Genomic DNA, 24,108 nt, shown 5'->3' on the forward strand with positions numbered 1-24,108 from the left:
AAACCAACCGGATGGCGTAGCCAAATGCGCATACTTCTAACCGAAGACGATCACCCACTGGCCAACACCATGCTGAGCATGCTGCGGGACGGCCAGAATACCGTAGATTGGGTCGATGATGGCCAACAGGCTCTGAACGCCTTACTGAACGAGAGCTTTGACCTGGCCATTCTTGACTTGACGTTACCCCGTGTCGATGGCCTGGACATTGTCCGCCAGGTGAGGGAGCAGGGCGTAGAGTTGCCCATCATCATCCTGACTGCGCGGAGCGAACTGACCGAAAAACTACAGGGACTGGATGCAGGGGCAGACGATTACCTGACCAAGCCCTTTGCCATGTCAGAACTGAAAGCCCGGATAAGGGCGGTTACTCGCCGCCGCTCAGGCACACGAGTCTCAGGACTCAAGGTGGGGCGACTCGTGCTTGATCCGGACTCTGCGCAATTGCAGGTAGGCACAGAGACGTTCGTGCTACCCCGTAGCGAACTGCAGATCCTTCACTATCTGATGCGGCACCCTGATCAGGTGGCAACCAGACGACGTTTGGAGGAACAACTTTACGGCTGGGATCAGGGTGCCGAGAGCAACGCCCTGGAAGTTCACGTTCACCATCTGCGCCGGCGGCTGGGTAAGCAGGCCATTCGCACTGTGCGCGGCGTTGGCTACATGCTGGACAGCAAAGCAGCCTCGGAAGGCCAAGAAATATGAGCCTGACACGGAAGCTGATTCTGCTAATTACCAGCACTGTTTTTATGATCACTCTGATCGCGGCAGGCTGGGGGTTCTATGTCAGCAATCACCAGTTGGACGAACTGTTCGATGCGGAGCTGGCACAAAGTACCCGGATTGTGCAGGGGCTGGTGGAACATCTCTCGAGCACTCAGTCTATCGAGCAGTTAGCCTTTACGCTGTCGAAAACTCTCGAATTGCCGGACGCATTATTTCAGGGCGATGAAGAAGAGGACGAAATTCTGCCCGACGGTGCCGGGCATAAATACGAACGCAAAATCGCTTTCGAAGTCTGGTCTCCTGATCAACAACCTGTTCTGGACACTCTCCGGGCTAACGATGCCCAAGGCCTTGAGCCAGGATTTGCCTGGCAGGAAGCCGCCGGCTATCAATGGCGAACGTTTACCATTCGAGATCCATCGACCGGGTTCTGGATACGTACCGCCCAGCGAGAAGACGTTCGGGATGAACTGAGCCAGGAAATTGCACTGGGCAACGTACTGCCCTTTCTGTTGGCGTTACCTTTACTGGCCATAGCCGTACTGGCATCAATTCAGGTGAGTTTCAAGCCTTTGAGAAAGCTCGAAAAACCGGTTCGGAACATGGCACCGGAGAACATCCATCCCCTCGACGATCGTCAGGCTCCGAAAGAAGTAGCTGGATTGGTGCACGCAGTCAACGGCCTGTTGAGACGACTGAATCAGGCTCTGGAACGTGAACGCCGCTTCTCCGCTGATGCGGCACATGAGCTGCGAACCCCATTGGCCGCGCTGCGCCTGAATCTGGAGAAAGTTTACGGTGACAACCCCGAACAATATGGAGACCTTATCCAGGCCGTAGACCGAATGGTTCATCTGGTCGAACAAATGCTGTTACTGAGTCGGGTGGACTCCGGCGCTCAGTTTCCGCCGGAGCATCACAATCTTTCCGCCATTCTGGAACAAAGCATCGCAGATGTTGCACCGCTGGCGCTAAAGAAAAACATAGAGCCGGTGCTCCAGGACGAAACAGGTCAGTCCCTGATTAGCTGCCATCGTGCCCTGATTAACACCCTCATGCGCTCCTTGCTGGCCAACGCCATCCAATACAGTCCGCCTCATACCATAATCACCACCAATCTCGTTCCCGCAGGTGAAGGCTACGCCATTTCGGTTTGTGACCAGGGTCCTGGAATTCCCGCGGAGGAGCGTGAACGCGCACTCAGCCGGTTTGTGCGACTGGATCAACGTAAAGGAGGAGGCGCAGGGCTAGGGCTGGCGATTGCTCGGCGTATTGCAGAGCTCCATGGTGGCCATCTAATCCTGGCAGACAGAGCAGACGGTCAATCCGGGCTTTGTGTGCAAGTATGGCTGCCAGCACGATGCCCGGCGCTCACTAAACGCTCTTAAGATTCGGTTAAGCTTTAAGGCAGATAATTCTTCAAGGCATAAACCGCACAGCAACGCGGTTTAGTTTACATCTTGGAGAATACCTCAATGTCTCAGCATAGCACTCTGTCACTGGTCATTCCTGCAAAAAATGAACAGGAAAACATAGCAAAGCTGCTGACCGAGACCTTCAACGTCATGAGGGATTACCCGGGCTTTGAAGTCGTGCTCGTGGACGATGGCAGTTCCGACCAGACACTGGCAACAGCTCGTCGCACTGCCGAGGCTTTGGGGGGCAGGCTATTGGCGGTTCGACATGAACAGAGCATCGGACAGAGCGGGGCACTGGCGACCGGTATCCTTCGCGCCACAGGCCAACTGATTGTGACAATGGACGGAGATGGTCAAAACGACCCCGCCGATATTCCAGCACTGTTGCAACAAGCGAACAGACTCCACAATCCCGACTTTTGTATTGCCGGCTATCGCAGAAATCGGAAGGATACAGCATGGAAACGTTTCCAATCACGCCTGGCTAATCGTATTCGCAACGCCTTTCTACATGATGGAGTTCCCGATACAGGCTGTGGACTGAAGCTGTTTCCCCGATCGACCTTTCTCAAACTGCCGTGGTTCGATCACGCCCATCGGTTCATTCCCGCGCTGGTGAAAGGCGCGGGAGGCGAAATCGCCATTGTCGAGGTCAATCATCGCCCAAGAATGGCCGGGATTTCCAAATACAATGCCTGGAACCGTGCATGGGCCGGAATCGTCGATATGATCGGCGTTATGTGGTTACTTCACCGCACACGAGTTCCTCAAATTGCAAACCTAGAGGATCCGAACAACAGTCGACCGGCAACGGAACGGGCTTGATATGGCTTCGGGACTGCGCTGGCTATCTTTCGCCATCCTGGTATTAACAGGCTATCTGACCATGAGCGGGGACTGGTTCGGTTTTCTGACCGATCAGGAGCGCGTGGCAGATTTCCTGAACAGTAATGGGCTGGCAGGACTTTCAGCCATTACGCTGCTCGGTGCACTTTTCACTGGATTCGGAGCCCCCAGACAGGTCCTCGCTTTCGTTCTGGGATTTGCCGCAGGCAGCATTCAGGGTGCGATCCTATCGACTATCGCTACAGCCATTGGCGCGACAGGCTGCTTTTTTGTCGCACGCTGGCTTTTGCGAAAAGCACTCCTGAACCGTTTTTCAGATCGCATGCAACGTTTTGACCTGCTGTTCACGGAAGGCACTCTGCTCAAAATACTCATGATCAGGCTGTTGCCGGTAGGCAGCAATCTTGTCACCAATCTCCTCGCCGGGTGTTCCGGGATACGATTCGTCCCATTTTTGTTGGGCAGCGTTCTTGGCTACCTGCCCCAGATGGTGATCTTTGCAATGGCCGGCGCAGGGATTGGCCAGGCCCGTCTCGATCAGCTTGTGATAAGCGCGGTTCTGTTCGCGCTGGCAAGTGCCATTGGCGCTTACCTGTATCACAACCAGCGCAATCAGACCCTTGCTGATTCCGTATCTGACCCCTCCTGAGTTGCGATTATGACACTCGACTTCCGTCTTCGGCGTTTACCCGACACCTTATTCAATCTGCCGTACAACCGATTGTTACTGGTGGTACTGGCCTTCGCGGCACTCATGATTCTGACCGGCATCGGGTTACGCTCTCCGTGGCCCGCCGACGAACCGCGATTCGCCGAAGTCGCCCGGGAAATGGTGGCCTCCGGGCAATGGCTGCTGCCCATGCGGGGCGGCGAACTCTACCCGGACAAACCACCGGTGTTCATGTGGGCCATCGCCTTTTTCTACTGGCTGACCGGCAACCTGAAAATCGCGTTTCTGCTGCCGAACGCCCTGTGCAGCCTGCTAACCCTGGGCCTGGTGTTCGATCTGGGCACACGCTTGTGGAACCAACGCACCGGCGCCATTGCCGCACTGCTGCTGATGGTGGCACCCCAGTTCCTGATTCAGGCCCAGCGAGCCCAGATTGATGCCATGGTGGCCTGCTGGATCATGGTGGCCTGTTACGGTCTGATCCGGCATTTTTTCGTGCAGCCGTCCTGGCGTTGGTATTTCGTGGCCTGGGCCTTTATGGGGCTTGGCATTATTACCAAAGGGGTTGGCTTTCTGCCCGCCTTGCTGTTCATTCCGATACTGGCCCTGAAACTGCAGGACACTTCTCGGTTTCAGGGCACACTCCGCTGGCGCTGCGCCCTCGGCCCCCTGGTCATGCTGGCCGTTGTGGCAGCCTGGCTGGTGCCGATGGTGCTGGCCGTCAGTCACCTGGGCACGGACGAGGCCCTGGCCTATCGCGACAACATTCTGTTCAAACAGACCGGTGAGCGCTATGCCGATTCCTGGGGGCACATTCAGCCCTGGTATTACTACGTCGTCAGCGTGATTCCCTCGCTGTGGTTTCCGCTGCCGCTGCTATTCCTGGCACTGCTGCGGCCCATTCGTGAGATTCTCAAACACAGGCTGGACGTGGTGGTTCTGCTGGCGTGGGTCGTGTTGGTGGTGGCATTTTTCAGCCTGAGCCCGGGTAAACGCGGGGTCTATGTGCTCCCGGCTTTGCCGGCACTGGCCCTGAGCCTGGCCCCGGCATTGAGTGGACAAAACCCGGCACGCTGGTTCGGGGCGGTCATCAGTGTTCTGCATCTGCTGCTTGGTGCAGCCTTGATCATCCTGGGCGTCCTAGCCTGGAATGACCACCCTCGTCTGGTGGAAAAGGTCGCTGACTACACCCAGGATCCGGCTCGACTGCACGAAGCCGGCACCCTGTTGTTCACCCTTGGTTTTATCTGGGTCGCAAGTCTCATGGCGTTCTGGCGCTGTCGGGCACTCGGGCGCTGGTTCATTGCCCTGATGGTGAGTTGGCTGGTGTTCACAACCTGGGGTTATCGGATTCTCGAGCCATTGCGCACACCCAGAAATGTGCTCGCCGCAGCCGAGCAGTTCGTGCCTGCCGGCGGGCAGATTGGCATGATTGATTTCCGTGAACAGTTTATTCTTTTCTCGAAGCGGGATTTCACTCATTTCAGCTTCTTCAGTTCACTGGAACAGGAAGATCGTAATGCATGGGTCTGGATGAAGAAGACGCCAGACAGTTACCTCATTGTGGCCGATCGGCATGCTCTGTCGTGCTTCACCACTGACGGCGCAAAATCAATTGGCACCGCTCACCGGGATACCTACGTGCTGCTGAGCGACCAGGACATGACTGACAGCTGTGAACCACCGGACAAGGTGACACGCTTTACCACCGAAAACCCCGGGAAGTGGTTGGACTGATGCAACCCTGAGAACACCGCAAATTTTGTTGGTCTCACGTACAATGGGCGCTTTTGAATTCTCAAGGAGGCGCCCTTGCTCCCTCGCTCGCAGATTGCACAAGAATGGCAGGCCTTCTGGCTGGCCCTGGGCTTCCTGACTCGTATCCCAATGCTCGTTCGGATTGATTACTCCCAGCGCCTGATGAACCAGAGCAGCGTTTATTTTCCCCTGGTGGGCCTTCTGCTCGGCCTTGGCTATTGCGCCGCCTACTTTCTGTTCTCATTGGTGGCCAGCCCGCTGGCGGCCATTATCCTGGTAGTTATTCTGCACCTGTTTATCACCGGGGCCTTCCACGAAGATGGCCTGGCCGACAGTGTTGATGCTCTCGGCGGCGGCTATACCGTTGAAAAACGACTGGAGATCATGAAAGACAGCCGGATCGGAACCTATGGCACAGTGGCACTGGTGATGGCCTTGCTGCTGAAAGTAGCTCTGCTGGCTGAGGCTGAATTGATCTGGCTTGCGTTGCTGGTGGCACCTGCGGTTTCCCGGCTGACACCACTGATATTGATGGCCTGCCTGCCGTACGTCACTGACCCCGATAAGAGTAAATCCAAGCCGGTGGCAGACGGTTTCTCCCGCAGCCGTTTGCTGGCGGCCGCGGGGTTTGTATTGTTGCTGGCAGCCGGATTATCACTCTGGCAGCCGTTACTGATTCCCGCAGCCATAACGGCCGTCCTGCTGGTTGCTGTGTTCTGGGGCAGCTATCTTCGTAGCCAGCTCGGTGGTTACACCGGCGACACCCTGGGCGCAGCTGTCGTGTTCAGTGAACTGGCGCTGTTGCTGTTTCTCTAACGCTCGGGAAATCGTCAGTTATCCACCGTGAAGGACACTATCCGGGACAGGTGGCTGATGGGCATTTCCGTCTCTTCGTGCCAACGGTTGAACGCCTCCTGGGCCTGGCTCATGCCTTTCTTGCTGGCCGGTGAGGCATCCAGAATTCCGGCCCGGGTCAGGGCGGTAACCACATCGTGGGACAGGATAAAGCCATCCCAACCCACCCGGCGCAGGAAGTACTGGGCTGAGTTCCCGCCCAGACGCTCACCGTTACGCTTCAGGTAGAGCAGCAGCCCCACCTGATCGGTCGACGGCCACTGGGCCAGAAACTGACCAAAGCTGCCATGGTCTTTCGCCACATCCATGATCATCCGGGCATTTTCCGGCACGGTCCGGATCTTCTGCATGTTGCGAACGATACGCTCGTCTGTAGCCAGCTGCTCGAGCACTTCTGGCGGCACCTGCTGCCAGTAGGCGGGCACAAACCCTTCGAAGGCCGCCTCAAAATCCGGCCACTTGTTCTCGATTACCCGCCAGACAAAACCAGCCTTGAAAATGCATCGGGTGATCTCGGACAGGTAACGGTCGTCGCCGACCTCCGCCAGGCGATGTTTTTCGGTGACCGGAGGCAACAGGGATTTCAGGGCCTGCTCGCCACCCTTCCGGGCCAAGGCCTGCTGGTAAAACACAGAAAACTTCATCTCACCCCCTGAACAGAAGTCCCAAATCGGGTCGGATCGTACCCAATTCGGGACCTATGAGGAAAACGATAATAGTTTTTTATGGTACCCATCACTCCCCGGCGAGGTACTTTTCCAGTTTCTTATGCGCAATCGGCTGTCCCCAGCTATTACCATGCACAAGATCCTCCAGCATTACATCCTGATCCAGAATTCTCACCCAGGACATTGGGGCCTTCGCGCTGGGCATCGGTGAAGGGATCATTCGGGTTACTCACAACTGCAACAGGCTCCTTAACCGGTCCGTGTCCAGGCACTGATCCACCTGATCGGCCAGGCGATCAAGCTGCTGCAGACGGTGACGCTGGTAGTCCACCGACTGCTCGCCCTGTGTTTTAAGTCCTGCCCAGGCCAGAATGGCCTTGCAGGCGGCTGGCTCGTCGAAGACGCCGTGGATATAGGTGCCCGCCACCTGGCCATCCGCACTGACGGCGCCATCCGGCCTGCCTTCCAGCTCTGCAAATGGGCGCACCAGCGCCGCGCCTTCCGTGACACCGTTGTGCATTTCATAGCCTTTCAGAGCGCCTGTCACCGCCGTGCTGGCAACATGGGAGGTCAGCCCGCCATTTACCATTCGAAGCTGCTTGCCCGGCACCATACGAGTAACCATCTCGAACAGGGCCAGGCCCTTCGTAGTGCCGACTTCACCTTCCAGCCCTTCCGGGTCTTCCACTTTAAGCCCCAGCATCTGGAAGCCGCCACAGATACCCAGTAGCTTGCCGCCATACCGCAGGTGTTTCTGGATGGCCTCCGGCCAGCCTTGTTGCTTCAGCCACTGAAGGTCGTGCCGGGTGCTTTTGCTGCCGGGCAAGATAATCAGATCCGCTGGCGGAATGGGTTCATCCGTCCCCACGAACACCAGGTCAACGCCCGGGTGGAGTCGCAACGGATCAAAATCGTTGTGGTTGCTGATCCGGGGCAATACCGGCACCACCACTTTCAGGGCGCCGGCCTCGCTGGTGCCGGCGGCACTGACGCTGTCTTCGGAGTCGATCACTAACCCGTGCAGGTATGGCAAAACGCCGAACACCGGCTTGCCCGTGTGTTCCGTCAGCCAGTCCAGCCCGGGCTCCAACAGCGCAATATCGCCCCGGAACCGGTTGATGACAAAACCCGCCGTCCTGCCCCGCTCACTGTCGGATATCAACGCCAGTGTGCCCACCAACTGGGCGAAAACACCGCCCTTGTCGATATCCCCTACCAGCAACACCGGACAATCGGCGGCTTCGGCAAAACCCATGTTGGCAATGTCGTTGGCCCGCAGGTTGATTTCCGCGGGGCTGCCGGCGCCTTCGGCGATGACCACATCGTAGCGAGCGCTCAGATCCCGCCAGCTCGCCATCACCGAATTCATCGCCTCAGCTTTGTAGGCGTGGTAATCCAGAGCATCCATATTGCCATGGACCTTGCCCCGCAAGATCACCTGGGCGCCGCAATCGCTCTGGGGTTTCAACAACACCGGGTTCATGTCGCTGTGGGGCTCCAGGCCACAGGCCAGCGCCTGTAACGCCGTGGAACGGCCAATCTCGCCGCCATCCACGGTGACTGCACTGTTCAGGGCCATATTCTGGGGCTTGAATGGCGCGACTGAGACCCCCTGCCGGGCCAGCCAGCGACACAGCGCCGCCACCACCGTGGTTTTGCCAGCATCCGAGGTGGTGCCCTGCACCATCAGGGTGGGCATTTACAGCTCCACACCCTTCTGGGCCTTGATGCCCTGATCCTTGAAGGCATGTTTGACCACACCCATCTCGGTGACCGTATCAGCCAGATCAATCAGTTCCTGCGGAGCCCCGCGACCGGTGACCACCACATGCTGCATTTCCGGACGGGCCTGCAGGTCGTCCAGCACCCTATCGAGATCGATGTAGTCGTACTTCAGGGCGATATTCAGTTCATCCAGCAGTACCAGGTCATAGCTGTCATCGCTCAGCATGCTTGCTGCAACTTCCCAGGCATCGGTTGCGCTCTTCACATCCTGTTCCCGGTTCTGGGTATCCCAGGTGTAGCCCTGTCCCATGACGTGGTAGGTGACGTTCGGCAGCTCCCGGAAAAACGCTTCCTCACCGGTGCTGAATGCGCCTTTGATAAACTGGACGATGCCCACTTTCATACCGTGGCCCAGAGCCCGGGCCACCATGCCAAAGCCGGAACTGCTCTTGCCCTTGCCGGGGCCCGTGAGCACCAGCAACACGCCCTGTTCTTTCTGGGCTCTGGCAATGCGTTCCTGCATGATCTTCTGTTTTGCTGCCATGCGCCTGGCATGGCGTTCGGGGTCTTTGGCGCGTTCACGCATGATGACTCTCCTTGGGTTAAGGCGTTCGAGTTGCTCAGGAAAACCGGACTTCCTCACCGCGAAAGATCGCGCTAATCAAAGCAGGCGCTGACGGGAAGTATCCGTGAAAATAGCTGGCCACCAGTTTCTGGTCGCGATACACGGCCTCACCTTCAGAGCCAGCCTGTTTCTTGGCCCTGGCGGCAGGTTGCCATGGGGTCTCAAGACTGGAATGGTGATAGGTGTGGCCCCGCAACCCGCCGAGCTGGGTTTCCAGACTTTGCAGACCCAATGCGGTCAGTCGGTTAGCCATGGTCGCCCGCCCGGGCACCAGGCCCAGCAGACTATGTACTTTGCCGTCTTTATCTGCCAGCTCTTCGGCACAGGCCATCAGACCACCGCACTCTGCCAGAATGGGTTTACCGGCCCGGTGGAAGGCGCGAATCGACGCGAGCATGGCCTGATTCTCCGCCAAGGTCCCAGCATGCAACTCTGGATAACCGCCCGGTAGCCAGAGTGCATCGGCCATCGGCACTTCCGAATCTTTCAGGGGCGAAAAATACACCAGCTCAGCGCCCATGGCTGTGAGCAGATCCAGATTGGCGCGATAGATAAAACTGAAGGCCGCATCCCTGGCAACCGCGATCCTGAGCCCCGCCAGCAGCTGTTCTGGCCGGGAAGGTGCCTCATAATGAAAAGATACGGGCTTGGGCAGCACATCCAGACCCGCTGACATCATGACTTCGGCAGCCTTATCCAGCCGATCACTGAGGTCGTCCATTTCAGCCGCCTGGACCAGACCAAGGTGCCGGTCCGGAATGTTCATGGCATCGTTTCGGGGTATCGCTCCCAGCAGGCTGATGCCTTCCGGCAGACTCTCCCGTAGCAGCTCGCCGTGGTAAGGACTGCCAATCTTGTTGGCAATTACCTGATGAACAGGGAGTTCGGAATCAAAGCTCGCCAAGCCGAGGGCAACCGCGCCGAAGGTCTGAGCCATACCTTTGGCATCAATCACGGGCAGGGCCGGAATACCCGCCAGTTTGGCTAGGTCGCCGCTGCTGGGGCTGCCATCAAACAAGCCCATGGAACCCTCCACCAGAATCAGGTCCGCGCTCTGGGCGGCCTCGGCCAGCCGCCACCGACACTCGTCCTCGCCGGTCATCCAGGGGTGCAACTGGTAAACCGGGTTACCGGAGGCTACCTCCAGCACCATGGGGTCCAGGTAATCCGGCCCGTGTTTGAACACCCGGACGTTACGGCCGGCGTTCCGGTGCAGTCGGGCCAGGGCGGCGGTGACCATGGACTTGCCCTGGCCGGATCCCGGGGCGGTGATCATGGCAGCCGGGATTTTGTTGTCTGGCATGTGTTGCTATTCCCTGTCGTCTGAATTTGGTGCAGACGGGCAGCGGAGCAGGACTTTCCGGGACACGCTGTGAATACATCCCTGTAAGCTTGACTGCAGCATCCCTGCTGCAGACAGTCCCGGAAAGCCCTGCCCCGCTACCCTCGCGATACTTCTGAGCTAGACTCGTTTTGGCACGAAAAAAGGCGCGCCATCCACTTCCACCGTTGCCAGTTGCTGGTTGTACAAACGTTCCAGAGCGTTCGGCACCAGCATCCTTTCTGCCGGGCCCCAGCAGGCTTCGCCGTTGGGGTACATCAACAGAATATGATCACACCAGCGGGCAGCCAGGTTCAGGTCGTGCAGGCACATAAAAATGGCATTACCCGCTGCCGCACGGTCGGTGAGCAGTTTCATGACGGCCACCTGGTGATGCAGATCCAGGTGATTCGTCGGTTCATCCAGCAACCAGGTATGAGGCGACTGGGTCATCAGGGTGGCAATCGCCACACGCTGGCGTTCCCCGCCAGACAGGGTAGTGACCAGACGGTTTTTCAGGTGCAGGACATCCAACGCTTCAAGAGCCCTTTGCGCCATAGCCAGATCGTCTGCCCCTTCCATCTGCCACGGAGACAACCAGGGATGGCGACCGATCAGCGCGGTTTCCATTACCGTTGCCGGGAAGCCATCCTGCCGGTCCTGGAACACCAGCCCCAGCTGTTGAGAGAACACACGGCGCTTTAATCCGGATACCGGCACATCCTCGAGATACAGCTCACCGGCACGGGGCGAACGAAGGCCTGCAAGGGTATGCAGCAGAGTGGTCTTGCCGGCACCGTTGGGGCCGAGTACGCCCCAGATCTGACCGGAGCCGATCGTTAAATCCAGCGGGTAGCCATCGACGCGGCCGGGAATATCAATCACCAGGTTCCGGGTACTCAGGGTCTGCATGTGGCGGCTCTGCATGGCGTTCATCAGCGACTCCGGTACAACAGGTACAGGAAGGTGGGAACACCCAGCAACGCGGTGATCACACCCACCGGCAGCTGTTCCGGTGCGATCACCACCCGCGCCAGGGTATCCGCCAGCACCAGAAGGGTACCGCCAGCCAAGGCACAGGCTGGCAGAATCAGTCGCTGATCATTGCCCAACACCAGCCGGAGCATATGTGGAACCACAAGGCCGACAAAGCCTATGCTGCCCGCCATGGTGACCGCCGTGGCGGTGAGCAAGCTGGCGAGAATGTAAATCAGCCATTCCAGCGGGCGAACCGAAATACCCAATGCCGCCGCCTGCATCGGTCCCCGAGCCAACACATTCAGGCTCCGACCCAGTGGCACCACCAGAACACAAACAACAGTCAACAATCCCAGTCCGGGCCATGGTATCCGGGCGTAAGACACATCGCCCATCAGCCAGTACAGCATGCCCGGCAACTCCCGGGCCGGGCTGATCGCCAACATCAGGGTAATCACCGCACCCCAGCCAGCGGCCACCACCACCCCGGTCAGCAACAGGCGGGAGGGCGTCCAGCTGCCAGTGCCATGGGCCAGCCCAAACACCATCAAGGTCGCGAGCAGGGCACCGGCAAAGGCAGAACCGGAAATAACCGCGCCGCCAAGTCCCGCCAGCATCGCCAACAACGCACCAACAGCGGCGCCGCCGGACAGGCCCAGAACATAGGGATCGGCAAGCGGGTTACGCAGCAATACCTGCATCAGGGCCCCGGCCACGGCCAGCAAACCTCCGGTGGCAAAGGCCGACAAGGTTCTGGGTAGCCGGAGTTCAAGGATCAGCGTGCGCTGGAGATTCGAGCCTTCACCCAGAAACACCGACAGCACATCAGCAGGTGATATCGCCACGCTGCCAACACCGACCGAGATCACCATGGCCAGCACGCCGGCCAGAGCCAGCACCAACAGTGGCAAAGTGATCGGCCGGATCACGCAAGGGCTCCATTAAGGTCGCCGGTCACGGGCCACCTCCAGTTTTTCACAAAACAGGCGCGTACCTTCGAGCATTCTCGGTGTTGGTCGCTGTACCAGAGATGGCGGGATAAAAAACAGGTTGTCCCGCTCTGTGGCGGTCAGGCTCGGGAATGACTGCCATCGAGTCAGCCAGTGGCGGTTTTCCTCCCCCATCCCGCCAGCCAGGATAGCCTCGGGATTGGCCGCAATAACGGCTTCGGCACTGATTCTGGGCACCAACCTCTCCAGATGGCCAAACACGTTGTCACCACCACACAGCTCAATCATTTCACCAATCAGATGGTCACGGTTGACCGTCATCAAAGGCTCATCCCACACCTGATAGAACACCGGTACCGTGTCGGCACCTGAAAACCTGGCTCGCAGGTCTGTAATGCCTTTGCGAAATCGGTCCGCCTCGGCAAAACCCGCGGCTTCGGTACCGGCCAAGATAGAGAGACGCTCGATGGTGTCAGACACTGCCTCAAAACTGCGGGGCTCGATGGAGAACACAGGCACACCCATCTCTCTGAGTGTCGCCAACTGCTCGGTCGGGTTACCGGTTACCCAGCCAATCACTAGATCCGGCTCCAGTTGCAGCAAGCGTTCCATATCCATGCGGGTGTGGCTGCCAACCGAAGTCACTTCTTTGGCGGCCGGGGGGTAGTCACTGTAGGCGACCACTGCAACGACCTGATCGCCGGCTCCGGCAGCCCAGGCCAGCTCGGTAGCCCCGGGGGAAAGCGCGGCAATCCGTTGTGCCGGTTGCTCAAGGCAAATCTCTTTACCCAGATCATCCGTGGCACAGACCGGCGATGCCAGGGCGGGGAATGCCAGCAGCATCCCGCCCAGAATCAAAGCCATTGCCTTCAGATCTGCCACAGAGGCCTCCCCCGGTTTAACGGTTATTATCGGATATCGTAACGCACGGTCAGCATGGCAGTGCGGCCGGCTGCAATGTAGTCCAGGTCATTCTGCCGATCATAACGAGCGGTGCTGTATTCCTTGTCCAGCACGTTAGCCAGCGTCAGCCGGGTTGACCAGTCAGGGGCAAAGCGCCAGCCCGCCCGCAAGTCCAGAGTAGCAAAACCGGGCAGTCTGTCGTCGTTGGCACGGTCATCGTAACGATAGCCTTCGGCCACCACTGTGCCACCGAAGTCCCAGGTACCAACGCGCTTACTCAGGTCAAGACGCAGGGTTTTGCCACTCCGGCGCTGGAGTCGGTTTCCGGTTTCCCGGTCTTCCGGGTCCAGCAGCGTCAGAGCCGCATCACCGCGCCAACCATCCCGCTCAAAACCAGCGCTGAACTCGGCACCACGGATTCGGGCTTCATTGACGTTCATTGGCGTCCACAAGCCACTGGGGGTCGGGCTCCAGGCAATCAGGTTGTCCACATCCAGCTGGAACAGCGCTGCATCCCAGAACCAGGTCTGATAGTGGCCACTGGCACCCAACTCCACCGTTCCGGACTCTTCTGCCTCCAGGTCCGGGTTGGCTCCGGGGAAATACAGATCGTTGAAGGTGGGTGCCCGGAAAGACGTACCATAACTGATCCGTACTCGGTGGGATCGATCCAGAGCATGGCCAAGGGCAATGCCACCGGTTTCATTTTTGCCGTAGGCTTCGTTGTCGTCACCGCGCACACTCAGTTGAAGGTCGGTTGGGCCGAAGTTCAGGCGCAACTGGCTGTACAGGGCGGTGTTGGTGCGGCTGGTCTCGGCGTAATCGGTGGTACCGCTGACTTCGTCAGTCATTAACTCTGCCCCTACCACCAGCTCATGGACATTCCAGGTAAAGGTGTTGTCCCAACGCGCTGCCCGTGAACGGGTATTGAAGGTGCTGTTGAATGTGGGCGTAACGTTGTCGGTTTCGTCCCGGGATTCAGAGAACTGAAGTGAATGACGCCAGTAGTCACTCACCGGGGTTTCCAGCCCGAAGCCGATGGTGCGAATCATGAAATCAATTTCGCCGCCTTCGTATTCAGTGTTGCCCTCGCTTTGCACCATCACCAGGCTGGCTTCTCCGCCGGAGTCCAGCTCATGGACGACACGTCCGATACCGGCGGTGTTGCGGAAGCCCCGGTCGTCACCATCGGTGATCACTGCTGTACCGTCGGTTTCTTTATGCAAACCACTCAGGCTGAAACGGGTATTTCCAGCGCGGGCAGCAGCACCGGCACTGCCTTTCTGCGTGTTGAAATTGCCTGCACCGACTTCTACCCAACCTGCCGGCGTGTCTTCCGGGTCCAGCGTAAAAGCCTGCACAACGCCACCGACAGCATCGGAACCGTAAAGTGAGCTCCGGGCGCCACGGACAATTTCCACCCGCTCAATCAGTTCAACGGGAAAGTACTGCCAGGAGGGACCACCGGATGTGGCCGAACGCAGGCGCACACCATCAACCAGCAGCAGCGTGGAGTCGTTGGCGGTGCCGCGGGTGTAGACACTGGTGGTTTTTCCGAAGGAACCGTTGCCGGTCACGTTGATGCCGGGTTGTCCTCGCAGCAGCTGGGTGAACTCTGAGGGGCTTTGCTCGCGGATATTTTCTTCGTCGATGACCGTAACTGATGACAGGCTTTCACCCGCAGTCAGAGGCCCAAGGGTGGCGGTAACGACAATCGGTTCCAGCTTGCGTTCATCCGACGCTTCATCGGCGGCAACAGCAGGCAACGCCAGTGGTAATAGCATCAGGGCGGGAAGGGCTTTGGCAGTACTCATAGCTTCACTCACGTTTCACCGCACGCACCCGTACGGTCGATCAATTAACTGCGGAGGAAGACAGACTGCTCAGACGGGGGTGGAGGGCGTGTCAGTAAATGCGAGCCAGGTTCACCCACCGCCGTCGCCCTCCGCAACGTCTGGTGTCCGGAACCCAAGGTTCCGCCTTTCAGGCCGGTCTCCGGGCTTACAGGCGGAGCCTGTGCTCCGGGGCAACCACCTTCCCATGCCATTGGCACAGTGGCGTACTGGATTGCCTTTCACCTGATTACCGTTGCGGGGGCAGCGCCGGAATGTCACCGGCTTCCCGTTTCACTGCAGGCACTCCTCCGGACTATCGCCAGCCTGGACAAAATGCATACAGCACCTGAAATCGCGGGCAAGACTATCAACCAGGGTGGGGGTGGTCAATGAGATATGTTAATTCAGACAACGCACCCTCCAGCCGTTGCCAACCGGTTTCATCCGGTGGCAAACCGAAACGCAGGGCTGCGGGTGTGTCAAAACGCCTGACCAGAATGCCGCGGCAAGCCAGTTGGTCAGCAATGCCCGCTGCGCGGGGATGTTGAACCGTTCTGAAGAGCAGGGTGCCGGTGGGGGACGACATCCCATATTGTCTGAGCAGGCCGTCCATGCGCAGTCTGGCCGTTCGCAGGCTGGCACGAGCCTCCACCTGCCAGGCCCGGTCTTGCAGTGCCCTGGCCATCAGGTACCGGGCCGGACCGCTGACCGTCCAGGGACCAAGTTCGTTCGACATCTCGCACGCCAGACCAGGGTCGGCCAGGACCGCACCGGCACGGAGACCGGCCAGCCCGAAAAACTTGCCCAGCGAGCGCAACACAATCAGCCCCGGAGCGCCCGCCCACGGGTCCAGGCCGAAGCCCGGCTCGCCCTCAATAAACGCCTGATCCAGCACCAGCCAGCCATCACGCTCGCGCAGCCGCTCGTGCCAAAACCGTAAACGGGCAGGATCCATCAGCTGCCCGGTCGGATTATTCGGCTGTATCCAGACCACTACATCCACAGAATCCAGCCATGCCAGCTCCGCTTGCATTGTCGCCTGTTCAGGAATCGCCACCACGTCGAAACCCGCTCGCCGCCAGGCATGACCATGCTCACGATAACCGGGCATGGGCACGGCCACCCGACCGAAACCATGCTTACGGGCACGAACCGCTGGCAGGGCCATGATCGCCGCCTGGGAACCCGCTACGGGTAGGCAGCAGGCACGCTCCGGCGCCCCGGCCCAGATACGGATAATCTCTTCCAGCCCATCTTCCGGCTCCGGCAGCCGTTGCCATACCTCCGCCGGAATTGCCGGAACCGGCCAGGGCACAGGATTAATACCGGTGGAGAGATCCAGCCATTGTTCCGGAGGAATGCCCCAGTGCTGAGCCGCTGCCCTCAGGCGACCTCCATGCTCCGGCAAATCAGCACCATCGAACGCTGTCACCCGATACCTCCTGACCAGAACGCATTCAGACTTGCGGCCAAGGCCAACAACACCAACAGCCACAACATCACGCCACGCTGAACCAGGGAAATCGCGCCCTCCACGGTTTGCGCCGTGGCGCCTTGCCCGCTGCCCAGCAGCGGTCGCTGCTTCACGCCACCGGAATAAGGCGCCGGGCCGCCCAGTGTGACACCGAGCGCGCCCGCTCCTGCTGCCATCACCGGGCCGGCGTTCGGACTGTCCCAGGCCCTGGACTGTTCACGCCAGCATTTCACGGCCAGCCGGGTATTGCCCAGCAACGCATAGGTCAAGGCAGTTAGCCGGGCAGGCACCCAGTTCATAGCATCATCGAGCCCGGCGGCGCAGCGCCCGAAATACAGATATCGTGGCGTCCGGTAGCCCCACATGGCATCCAGCGTATTCACCAGCCGGTGCAAAACCAGTCCGGGCAAGCCAGCGACCAGATACCAGAACACGCTTGAAAACACCGCATCCGCACCGTTTTCCAGCATGGATTCCGAGGCCGCGGCGGCAACGCCTTCGTCACTCAACACTGCAGCATCCCGACTGACAATTCGGCCAACCGCCAGCCGGGCCCTGGCACCATCCCCGCACGCCAACGCAGTCGACACCGCCCGGCCATGTTCCGCCAGCCCCCTTAATGAAATGGCAAGCCAGACACCGGCCACCTGAGTGAGCAGCCACAGCCAGCCCTCCAGCAGGAATTGCAGAAAAATTGCCAGTACGACGGCTGGCATGACCGCTACCAGGGTCGCCAGCACCCCCAGCAAGAGGCTTTGCGCCGGGAAAGTCTGCTGATCATTCAGGCGTTGCTCCAACAGGGATGCCCATCGACCGAAGCCCACCAGCGGGTGCCACCGACGGGGCTCACCCATCAACCAGTCCAACAAAACCGCCGCACCGCACACCAGCACTGCAACCACAAACGTATCCAAAGCCGGTCTCCCTGATTCAATTGCCGGCAAGTCTAACCGACCGGTCACGAAACTTGACAGCCTTGCCTCCCGGTTAGACCATCCTCGGTTTTCCGCCCACAAGGACCCATCGCCATGGCACTGCCCGACAGCTGGCTCACGTCTCCCCCACGGCCCTCGGTTCAGCACACAGCGCTTGCCGCCGAGCGTCAGCAGGTGCTCACAAAGCCACCCGGCTCTCTCGGGCAGCTGGAACAGCTCGCCATCAGTCTGGCGGGCCTGCACGGCACCGACAGACCCAGCGTTGATCCGGTGCGAATGGTGGTGTTTGCCGGCGATCACGGCGTTTGCGCTGAAGGCGTTTCCGCATTTCCTCAGGCTGTCACCGCCCAGATGATCGCCAATTTTGCCAGCGGCGGCGCCGCCATCAGCGTGATGGCCAAGGAACTCGGTGCCAGTCTGGAAGTGGTCAACCTGGGTACCGTTGGTGAAGTACCGGAGTTACCCGGCGTCATAGATCAGATTATCGCGCCTTCCACGGCCAACATGGCAGAATCACCGGCCATGTCCTCGCGCCAGCTTGAATCCGCGCTATCCAGTGGCGACGAAGCCGCCAGGCGTGCCGCAAACGTTGGCAGCCGCCTGTTTATTGGTGGCGACATGGGCATAGGCAACACAACCAGTGCTGCAGCACTGGCCTGTGCCCTGCTGGGGCAGCAGCCCACCACCCTCGTTGGCCCGGGCACAGGGCTGAACTCCGAGGGCGTTGCCCGCAAGGCGAGGGTGGTTGAAAACGCGTTGCAACGGCATGGTCCCGACCGTGATCCGCTGATGGTACTGGCCTCTCTGGGAGGCTTCGAAATAGCCGCACTGACCGGCGCCATCCTGGGCTGCGCCGCGCGCCGGATCCCGGTTCTGGTGGACGGTTTTATTGTCTCAGTCGCTGCACTGGTGGCCGTGCATCAACAACCGGCTGCGCGCGAGTGGCTTCTGTTTGCGCATCGGTCAGCCGAACCCGGCCACAGTGCCGTGCTGGAGGCACTTGATGCCTCGCCGCTTCTGGATCTTGGCATGCGCCTGGGCGAAGGCAGTGGCGCCGCCGTTGCCGTTCCCCTGTTACGCGCCGCCTGCGCGCTGCATAACCGGATGGCCAGTTTTACCGACGCTGGCGTCAGTGGCAAAGCGGAAGAATAGCCCTATGACCACCACAGTAATCGACCTGATACGCCACGGCGAACCGGAAGGCGGCCAGATGTTCCGGGGCAGTAAAGACGACCCCTTGAGCGACACCGGGTGGCAACAGATGATAGCTGCCATCGCCGAGGGTGATCGGTGGGACGCCATCGTCAGTTCACCCATGCAACGATGCCAGCGTTTTGCCCAGCAACTGGCCGATGAACACAGAATTCCACTGCATATCGAAGAAGATCTCCGGGAGATCGGCTTTGGTGAGTGGGAAGGGTTGACCGCTGAGCAGATCCAGGAGCGCTATGGGGATCATCTTAACCACTTCTGGCAGGACCCCATCAACTTCCTCCCCCCCGGCGGTGAGGCTGTGACGGATTTCTACCAGCGCACTATTGACGGTTTTGATCGATGGCAGCAAACACTTGCCGGCAAACGGGTCTTGGTGGTCTGCCACGGAGGCGTGATCCGCATGGTGCTGGCCAATGTATTGGGCATTCCGCTGGAGAGATCATTCACCGGCTTTGCCGTGCCTTACGCCTGCCGCAGCCGGATACAGGTGGACCAGTCCGAATTCGGTGTGTTTCGCAGCCTGATCAGCCACCAGCCTTGAGGGTAAGTGGCAAACCCGCCACGGCCATCACCACCTCATCACAACGCTGGGCCAGGGCCTGATTGAGCCAGCCCAGCTCATCCGCAAAGCGACGGGTCAGCGGATCCATGCCGATGGTCCCGAGCCCCACTTCGTTGGTCACAATGACCAGGGAGCCAGGATAGACCTCAACCGCCTCAAGAAAGGCCGCCCGTTCGGGCTGGAACAAGGCGCCGTCGGCAAACAGCAGATTGCTCAGCCACAGGCTCATACAGTCCACCAACAGCAACGGCGGTTCTCCCGGGCCGCTGGCATACTCTGATAATACCTGACCCAGGCGCAGCGGCTCTTCAGCAAGCTGCCAGTGGTCCGGCCGCAGTTCCTGGTGACGCTGGATACGCAGTGCCATTTCATCATCGCCTGCCGTCGCGGTCGCCACATAAACCACGTCGTTACCGGTCGCTTTGGCCCTTTGCTCAGCCAGCCCGGTCTTACCGGAGCGAATCCCGCCGGTTACCAGTAACTTGTTGACCATAAACCTTTCTCCAGCCCGCCCCATTCCGGTGCCAAGGTACACCAACCGGACAGACAACTGCTATAGTTTGGCCAGACTCCGGAAACGGCGGCACCGCAATCGCCGGCTTCAGAACAAGACCGATTAACCCTGGAGAGCCCATGCAGGCCGAGCTGCTCGACATCCGCAACCACATCGCCCAACACGCTCCCTTCGACGAAATGCCCGAAGAACTGCTCGACCGCATCGTCACTGGCATCGAAGTGGCCTATTACCGGGCCGGCACCCAGATCCTTGAGCTGGGCCAGCAGAACTACTGGTTGCACTACATCCGCAGCGGTGCGGTGGAAATCTTCCGGCGTTCGGGCGAGCTTTACAACCGCATCGGTGAGGGCGAAATCTTTGGCCAGTTTGGCCTGCTGCGCAATCAGAAAGTGCGCTTTCCGGCCAAAGCCATCGAAGACTGCCTGATCTACAAAATCCCCTACGAGACCTTCCAGCATCTGTGGGAAAACGACGAGAACTTCGCGGATTTTGTCGAGATTGAAGACCACAGCCGTCTGCGTTCGGCGGTCTCGCGCCGGCACAAATCCAACGAACTGATGTCCGCCAAGGTCACCCGGCTAATCGCCCGCGAGCCAGTCTCTGCCCCAACCACCGTCCGCCTTCAGGAAGCCGCCCGGATCATGACCGACAACGGCGTGTCGGCACTGCTGCTGATGGACGAAAGTGGGGATTCGCCCCGGCTCAAGGGCATCATCACCGACCGGGATCTGCGCACCCGGGCGGTCACCAACGCACTGCCATCAGAAACCCCCATCAGCGAGATCATGTCCGAAGGGCTGATTACCATCAGCGCCCGCAGCTACATCTTCGAAGCCATGCTTACCATGCTGCACAATAACGTGCACCATCTGCCAGTGATGGAAGACCATGAAGTGCGTGGCGTAATCGCGCTGTCCGACATCGTCAAATACGAGAGCCAGAGCAGCTTGTACCTGGTGAGCAACATCTACCACCAGAACGACGTCAAAGGCCTGAAGAAAATCAGCCGCGAAGTGCGCGACAGCTTCGTGCGCATGGTGAATGAAGACGCCAATTCCCACATGATCGGCAGCGCCATGGCTGGCATCGGCCGAAGCTTCAGTCAGCGCCTGTTGGAGCTGGGCGAGGAAAAACTCGGCCCGCCACCCATCCCGTATTGCTTTATGGCTCTCGGCTCCATGGCCCGGGATGAACAGCTGGTGGTTACCGACCAGGACAACGCCATGGTGCTGGACGACAGCTTCATTCCGGAAGAGCACGACGAATACTTCCTGGCCCTGGCCAAATTTGTCTCCGACGGCCTGGCTGAATGCGGCTACACCTACTGCACCGGTGATATCATGGCCACCAATCCGAAATGGCGACAACCGCTGAGCGTGTGGAAGGATTACTTCACCGACTGGATCGACAACCCCAAAGCCGAAGCCCTGCTCAACAGCAACATCTTCTTCGACCTGGACGGCATCTACGGCGAAACCGACTATGCTGAACAGCTGAAAACCCTGATCGTGAACAAGGCCAGCAACAGCCAGCGCTTCCTTACCTTCCTGGCCCGCAATGCCCTGAACCGCACGCCGCCCCTGGGCTTCTTCCGCACCTTCGTCCTGGAAGAAGACGGCAAACACCAGAAAACCTTCAACCTCAAACGCCGCGGCACCGCACCGGTTTCTGACCTCATCCGGGTGCACGCCCTGGCCTGCGGTTCCCGCTCCCAGAACTCCTTCGAACGCCTGCGCGACATCGCCAAAACCAAACTCATGCTGGACGACGACGCCGGCAACCTGCGGGATGCCCTGGAATTCATCTCCATCGTCCGCATCCGCCATCAGGCCCTGGCCATCGAAGAGGGCCGCGACCCGGACAACAACGTGCGCCCGGAGGACCTGTCGCCGTTTGAACGCAGCCACCTGAAAGACGCCTTCCAGATCGTCAGTAACGCCCAGAAATTCCTGCGCTTCCGCTACAACGCCGGGGGAGCCACCCGGAATGTCTAGCGTGATCAAAAGCGGCAACAGCAAGCAGAATTGGCCAGAGAACTACCGCAAAGGCGCCGAACAGGCAAAAGACGCCAGAATCCGCGCCTTCTACGAAGCCGGCTGCCCCAGTCCGGACACGCCTGTCCGGGACGTCCCCTTAGTGGCCCTGGACTTCGAAACCACTGGCCTGGAAGCCGACCAGCATTCCATCGTCAGCATCGGCCTGGTGCCCTTTACCCTGACAGGTATCCAGCTCGGCCAATGCTGGCACCAGGTGGTTCGACCCAGACTGCCCCTGCACAAAACCTCTGTGACCATCCACGGCATTACCCACAGCGAAATCGAAAACGCCCCGGACCTGGAAGACGTACTCGACCCGCTGTTCGAACACCTCAACGGCCGAATCCCCGTGGTGCACTACCGCAACATCGAACGCCCGTTCCTGAACACCGCCCTGCAATGGCGCCTGAACGAACAACTCCGCTTCCCGGTCATCGACACCATGGCCATCGAAGCGCACCTGCACCCAAACCGCAACCCCAGCCGCTGGCAGCAACTGATGGGCAAAAAGCCGATCTCCATCCGCCTGGCCGACAGCCGGCTACGCTACGGCCTGCCCCACTATGCCTCCCACAACGCCCTGATCGACGCCATCGCCACCGCGGAACTGCTACAGGCCCAGATCCTGCACCACTTCAGCCCGGAGACCCCCATTGGCGATCTGTGGGTGTGATGCCATAGCCCCAAGCCCCGGCAACCGATAGAATGTCCCCAAACCAGCCAAAGGGACCGAAGTGACCACACCAACCGCCAAAACCACCCCCCTGGACGCCTTCCGCCGCGCCAGAAGAATGTGGCTAAAAGGGGAAAAAATCAGCCTGGCCGCCCTCGCCGACGACCTCCACATCGGCCGCGCCACCCTGTTCCGCTGGGTTGGTAACCGCGACCTGCTGATTGGTGAAATCCTGTGGTCCCTGTACGAGCCCCTGTACAAAGAAGCCCGCGCCGTTACCCCCGGCCATGGCGTCGACTACGTGGTGGGCGTGTTCCGCCACATCAACATGACTATCCTGCACTTCGCGCCGCTGCGAAAGTTCCTGCATCAGGACCCGGAATACGCCCTGAAAATGCTCACTTCCTCCCACTCCACGCTGCACGCCCGCACCGTGGAAGTGAACACCCGCCTGCTCAAAGACGAAGTGCGCGCAGGCCATCTGAGCCCACCCATGAACATCCAGAGCTTGTCCTACTTCATGGTACGAATCGCCGAATCCTGCCTGTACAGCGACATCATTGGCGGCCGCGAACCCCGCGATGAAGAGCTTGAGGATGCCTGCACTGCCGTGCGCATATTGCTGGGCGGAAAGGTCTGAGCTCCTGATACCGCTGGAAACCTGGCCAGCCTGGGATTACTCTTTGCTGACAGTCACAGGAAATCACCAGCAAGGAGTGCACCATGAACCACCGCAACACCCAACCGCGCCTCAACGTGCTGCAAGCCGGCCTGCTGCTACTCAGCCTGGCCCTGGCACCGTTAGCCCACAGTGAAAACCTCACCGAGGACGATGTCACTTCCTTCATCGCCAGCATGGAAGCCATGCAGCCCCTGATCGACAAGCATCAGGACTTCATCGAATCCATCGAAGATCCAGCCGACGATGAGCGGGAAGTGGATTTCGCCCGGATGATGTCCTCGATGGTGGACGAAGTGAAAGGGCACGCAATGTACGATGACCTGGACGACCTGGTCGATGACTTCGGATTCTCCAGCCCGGAAGCCTGGGCCCGCAAAGGCGACCGTATCGTCAGCGCCTGGTTTGCCATCGAAATGGAAGCCCAGCCCGACATGGCACCGGATATCGCGGAGATGGAGCGCGCCATTGCCGAGATGGAAAACAATCCCGACATGCCCGAAGCCGCCAAAGCCCAGATGCGCGAAATGATGGAACAGATGATGGTGACCGTCAAAAGCGCATCCAGTGCGGCGAAGCAAGTGAGCGATGCCGACAAACGTGCTGTCAGGCCCCACGTAGAACGCCTCAAGGCTGTGATGGAGCAGGACGAGAGCGACTACGAATAACACGCTCCCCAAAAACAAAACCCCGGTACTGTCGCCAGCACCGGGGTTTCTTTTTGCTGCCTGAGCAG

23 protein-coding genes and 1 riboswitch are annotated in these 24,108 nt (G+C 59.4%); of the genes, 12 read left to right on the top strand and 11 right to left on the bottom strand.

The genetic code is table 11. From position 1 onward, the window contains the following. The first annotated feature begins 24 nt into the window (after positions 1-24). From Q669_RS18320 to cobS, 6 genes are all read left to right on the top strand, one after another. Positions 25-708, top strand: a complete 684-nt coding sequence (locus tag Q669_RS18320; protein WP_022993398.1) for a response regulator transcription factor — start codon at positions 25-27, stop codon at positions 706-708. Further along, on the top strand, positions 705-2,117 hold the full coding sequence (locus Q669_RS18325) for an ATP-binding protein (protein WP_011783839.1): 1,413 nt from the start codon (positions 705-707) through the stop codon (positions 2,115-2,117). Before Q669_RS18320 ends, Q669_RS18325 begins: the two co-directional genes overlap by 4 nt. Before the next feature lie 87 nt (positions 2,118-2,204). After that, positions 2,205-2,972 (top strand): glycosyltransferase family 2 protein, encoded by a 768-nt coding sequence (locus Q669_RS18330; RefSeq protein ID WP_011783838.1) that lies wholly within the window; start codon positions 2,205-2,207, stop codon positions 2,970-2,972. A 1-nt stretch (position 2,973) separates the two neighbouring features. After that, positions 2,974-3,642 (top strand): TVP38/TMEM64 family protein, encoded by a 669-nt coding sequence (locus Q669_RS18335; RefSeq protein WP_022993399.1) that lies wholly within the window; start codon positions 2,974-2,976, stop codon positions 3,640-3,642. A 9-nt stretch (positions 3,643-3,651) separates the two neighbouring features. Further along, complete coding sequence (locus Q669_RS18340; protein ID WP_011783836.1) at positions 3,652-5,400, top strand: ArnT family glycosyltransferase; 1,749 nt, start codon at positions 3,652-3,654, stop codon at positions 5,398-5,400. A 75-nt stretch (positions 5,401-5,475) separates the two neighbouring features. Next, the gene (gene cobS / locus Q669_RS18345; protein ID WP_011783835.1) at positions 5,476-6,237 is read left to right on the top strand and encodes an adenosylcobinamide-GDP ribazoletransferase; all 762 of its coding nucleotides are present in this window, start codon (positions 5,476-5,478) and stop codon (positions 6,235-6,237) included. 14 nt (positions 6,238-6,251) lie between these two features. Here the strand turns inward: cobS and Q669_RS18350 are convergent, their stop codons facing one another. The 10 genes from Q669_RS18350 to cbiB all read right to left on the bottom strand — a co-directional run bounded on the left by Q669_RS18350 (position 6,252) and on the right by cbiB (position 17,657). Further along, positions 6,252-6,920, bottom strand: a complete 669-nt coding sequence (locus Q669_RS18350) for a DNA-3-methyladenine glycosylase I (protein WP_011783834.1) — start codon at positions 6,918-6,920, stop codon at positions 6,252-6,254. A 253-nt stretch (positions 6,921-7,173) separates the two neighbouring features. Next, positions 7,174-8,643, bottom strand: a complete 1,470-nt coding sequence (locus tag Q669_RS18355) for a cobyric acid synthase (RefSeq protein ID WP_011783833.1) — start codon at positions 8,641-8,643, stop codon at positions 7,174-7,176. Further along, positions 8,644-9,255: a cob(I)yrinic acid a,c-diamide adenosyltransferase gene (cobO, locus tag Q669_RS18360; protein WP_011783832.1), complete on the bottom strand. Its 612-nt coding sequence runs from the start codon at positions 9,253-9,255 to the stop codon at positions 8,644-8,646. Between the two features lie 34 nt (positions 9,256-9,289). Beyond that, positions 9,290-10,597, bottom strand: coding sequence for a cobyrinate a,c-diamide synthase (locus tag Q669_RS18365; RefSeq protein WP_022993401.1), 1,308 nt, complete (start codon positions 10,595-10,597; stop codon positions 9,290-9,292). A 159-nt stretch (positions 10,598-10,756) separates the two neighbouring features. Beyond that, positions 10,757-11,551: an ABC transporter ATP-binding protein gene (locus Q669_RS18370; protein WP_011783830.1), complete on the bottom strand. Its 795-nt coding sequence runs from the start codon at positions 11,549-11,551 to the stop codon at positions 10,757-10,759. Next, on the bottom strand, positions 11,551-12,465 hold the full coding sequence (locus Q669_RS18375; RefSeq protein WP_050999037.1) for a FecCD family ABC transporter permease: 915 nt from the start codon (positions 12,463-12,465) through the stop codon (positions 11,551-11,553). Before Q669_RS18375 ends, Q669_RS18370 begins: the two co-directional genes overlap by 1 nt. Before the next feature lie 69 nt (positions 12,466-12,534). Next, on the bottom strand, positions 12,535-13,425 hold the full coding sequence (locus Q669_RS18380; RefSeq protein ID WP_022993402.1) for a cobalamin-binding protein: 891 nt from the start codon (positions 13,423-13,425) through the stop codon (positions 12,535-12,537). Between the two features lie 26 nt (positions 13,426-13,451). Next, on the bottom strand, positions 13,452-15,260 hold the full coding sequence (locus tag Q669_RS18385) for a TonB-dependent receptor domain-containing protein (protein WP_022993403.1): 1,809 nt from the start codon (positions 15,258-15,260) through the stop codon (positions 13,452-13,454). A gap of 154 nt (positions 15,261-15,414) precedes the next feature. Continuing rightward, a riboswitch (cobalamin riboswitch) is annotated at positions 15,415-15,624 on the bottom strand. A gap of 24 nt (positions 15,625-15,648) precedes the next feature. Then, positions 15,649-16,713: a threonine-phosphate decarboxylase CobD gene (gene cobD / locus Q669_RS18390; protein WP_022993404.1), complete on the bottom strand. Its 1,065-nt coding sequence runs from the start codon at positions 16,711-16,713 to the stop codon at positions 15,649-15,651. Continuing rightward, on the bottom strand, positions 16,710-17,657 hold the full coding sequence (cbiB, locus tag Q669_RS18395) for an adenosylcobinamide-phosphate synthase CbiB (RefSeq protein WP_227501148.1): 948 nt from the start codon (positions 17,655-17,657) through the stop codon (positions 16,710-16,712). Before cbiB ends, cobD begins: the two co-directional genes overlap by 4 nt. Positions 17,658-17,783: 126 nt before the next feature. Here cbiB and cobT point away from each other — a divergent pair, with 126 nt between their 5' ends. Both cobT and Q669_RS18405 read left to right on the top strand, forming a co-directional pair. Continuing rightward, positions 17,784-18,842: a nicotinate-nucleotide--dimethylbenzimidazole phosphoribosyltransferase gene (cobT, locus tag Q669_RS18400; protein WP_022993406.1), complete on the top strand. Its 1,059-nt coding sequence runs from the start codon at positions 17,784-17,786 to the stop codon at positions 18,840-18,842. 4 nt (positions 18,843-18,846) lie between these two features. Next, a complete protein-coding gene (locus Q669_RS18405) occupies positions 18,847-19,446 on the top strand; it encodes a histidine phosphatase family protein (RefSeq protein ID WP_022993407.1) in 600 nt (199 codons plus the stop codon). Here the strand turns inward: Q669_RS18405 and cobU are convergent. After that, positions 19,430-19,960, bottom strand: a complete 531-nt coding sequence (gene cobU / locus Q669_RS18410) for a bifunctional adenosylcobinamide kinase/adenosylcobinamide-phosphate guanylyltransferase (RefSeq protein ID WP_022993408.1) — start codon at positions 19,958-19,960, stop codon at positions 19,430-19,432. The two genes, Q669_RS18405 and cobU, sit on opposite strands and share 17 nt — an antisense overlap. Positions 19,961-20,100: 140 nt before the next feature. Here cobU and Q669_RS18415 point away from each other — a divergent pair, with 140 nt between their 5' ends. From Q669_RS18415 to Q669_RS18430, 4 genes are all read left to right on the top strand, one after another. After that, positions 20,101-21,978, top strand: a complete 1,878-nt coding sequence (locus Q669_RS18415) for a putative nucleotidyltransferase substrate binding domain-containing protein (RefSeq protein ID WP_011783821.1) — start codon at positions 20,101-20,103, stop codon at positions 21,976-21,978. Continuing rightward, positions 21,971-22,693 carry a 3'-5' exonuclease gene (locus tag Q669_RS18420; RefSeq protein ID WP_036149971.1) on the top strand — a complete coding sequence of 241 codons (723 nt, stop codon included), beginning with the start codon at positions 21,971-21,973 and terminating at the stop codon, positions 22,691-22,693. The genes Q669_RS18415 and Q669_RS18420 overlap by 8 nt, the downstream gene beginning before the upstream one ends. A gap of 61 nt (positions 22,694-22,754) precedes the next feature. Next, positions 22,755-23,333 (top strand): QsdR family transcriptional regulator, encoded by a 579-nt coding sequence (locus tag Q669_RS18425; protein ID WP_011783819.1) that lies wholly within the window; start codon positions 22,755-22,757, stop codon positions 23,331-23,333. A gap of 83 nt (positions 23,334-23,416) precedes the next feature. Continuing rightward, on the top strand, positions 23,417-24,040 hold the full coding sequence (locus Q669_RS18430; protein ID WP_022993410.1) for a hypothetical protein: 624 nt from the start codon (positions 23,417-23,419) through the stop codon (positions 24,038-24,040). Positions 24,041-24,108: the final 68 nt, after the last annotated feature.

This window comes from Marinobacter sp. C1S70, assembly GCF_000475355.1.
GTDB lineage: Bacteria > Pseudomonadota > Gammaproteobacteria > Pseudomonadales > Oleiphilaceae > Marinobacter > Marinobacter nauticus.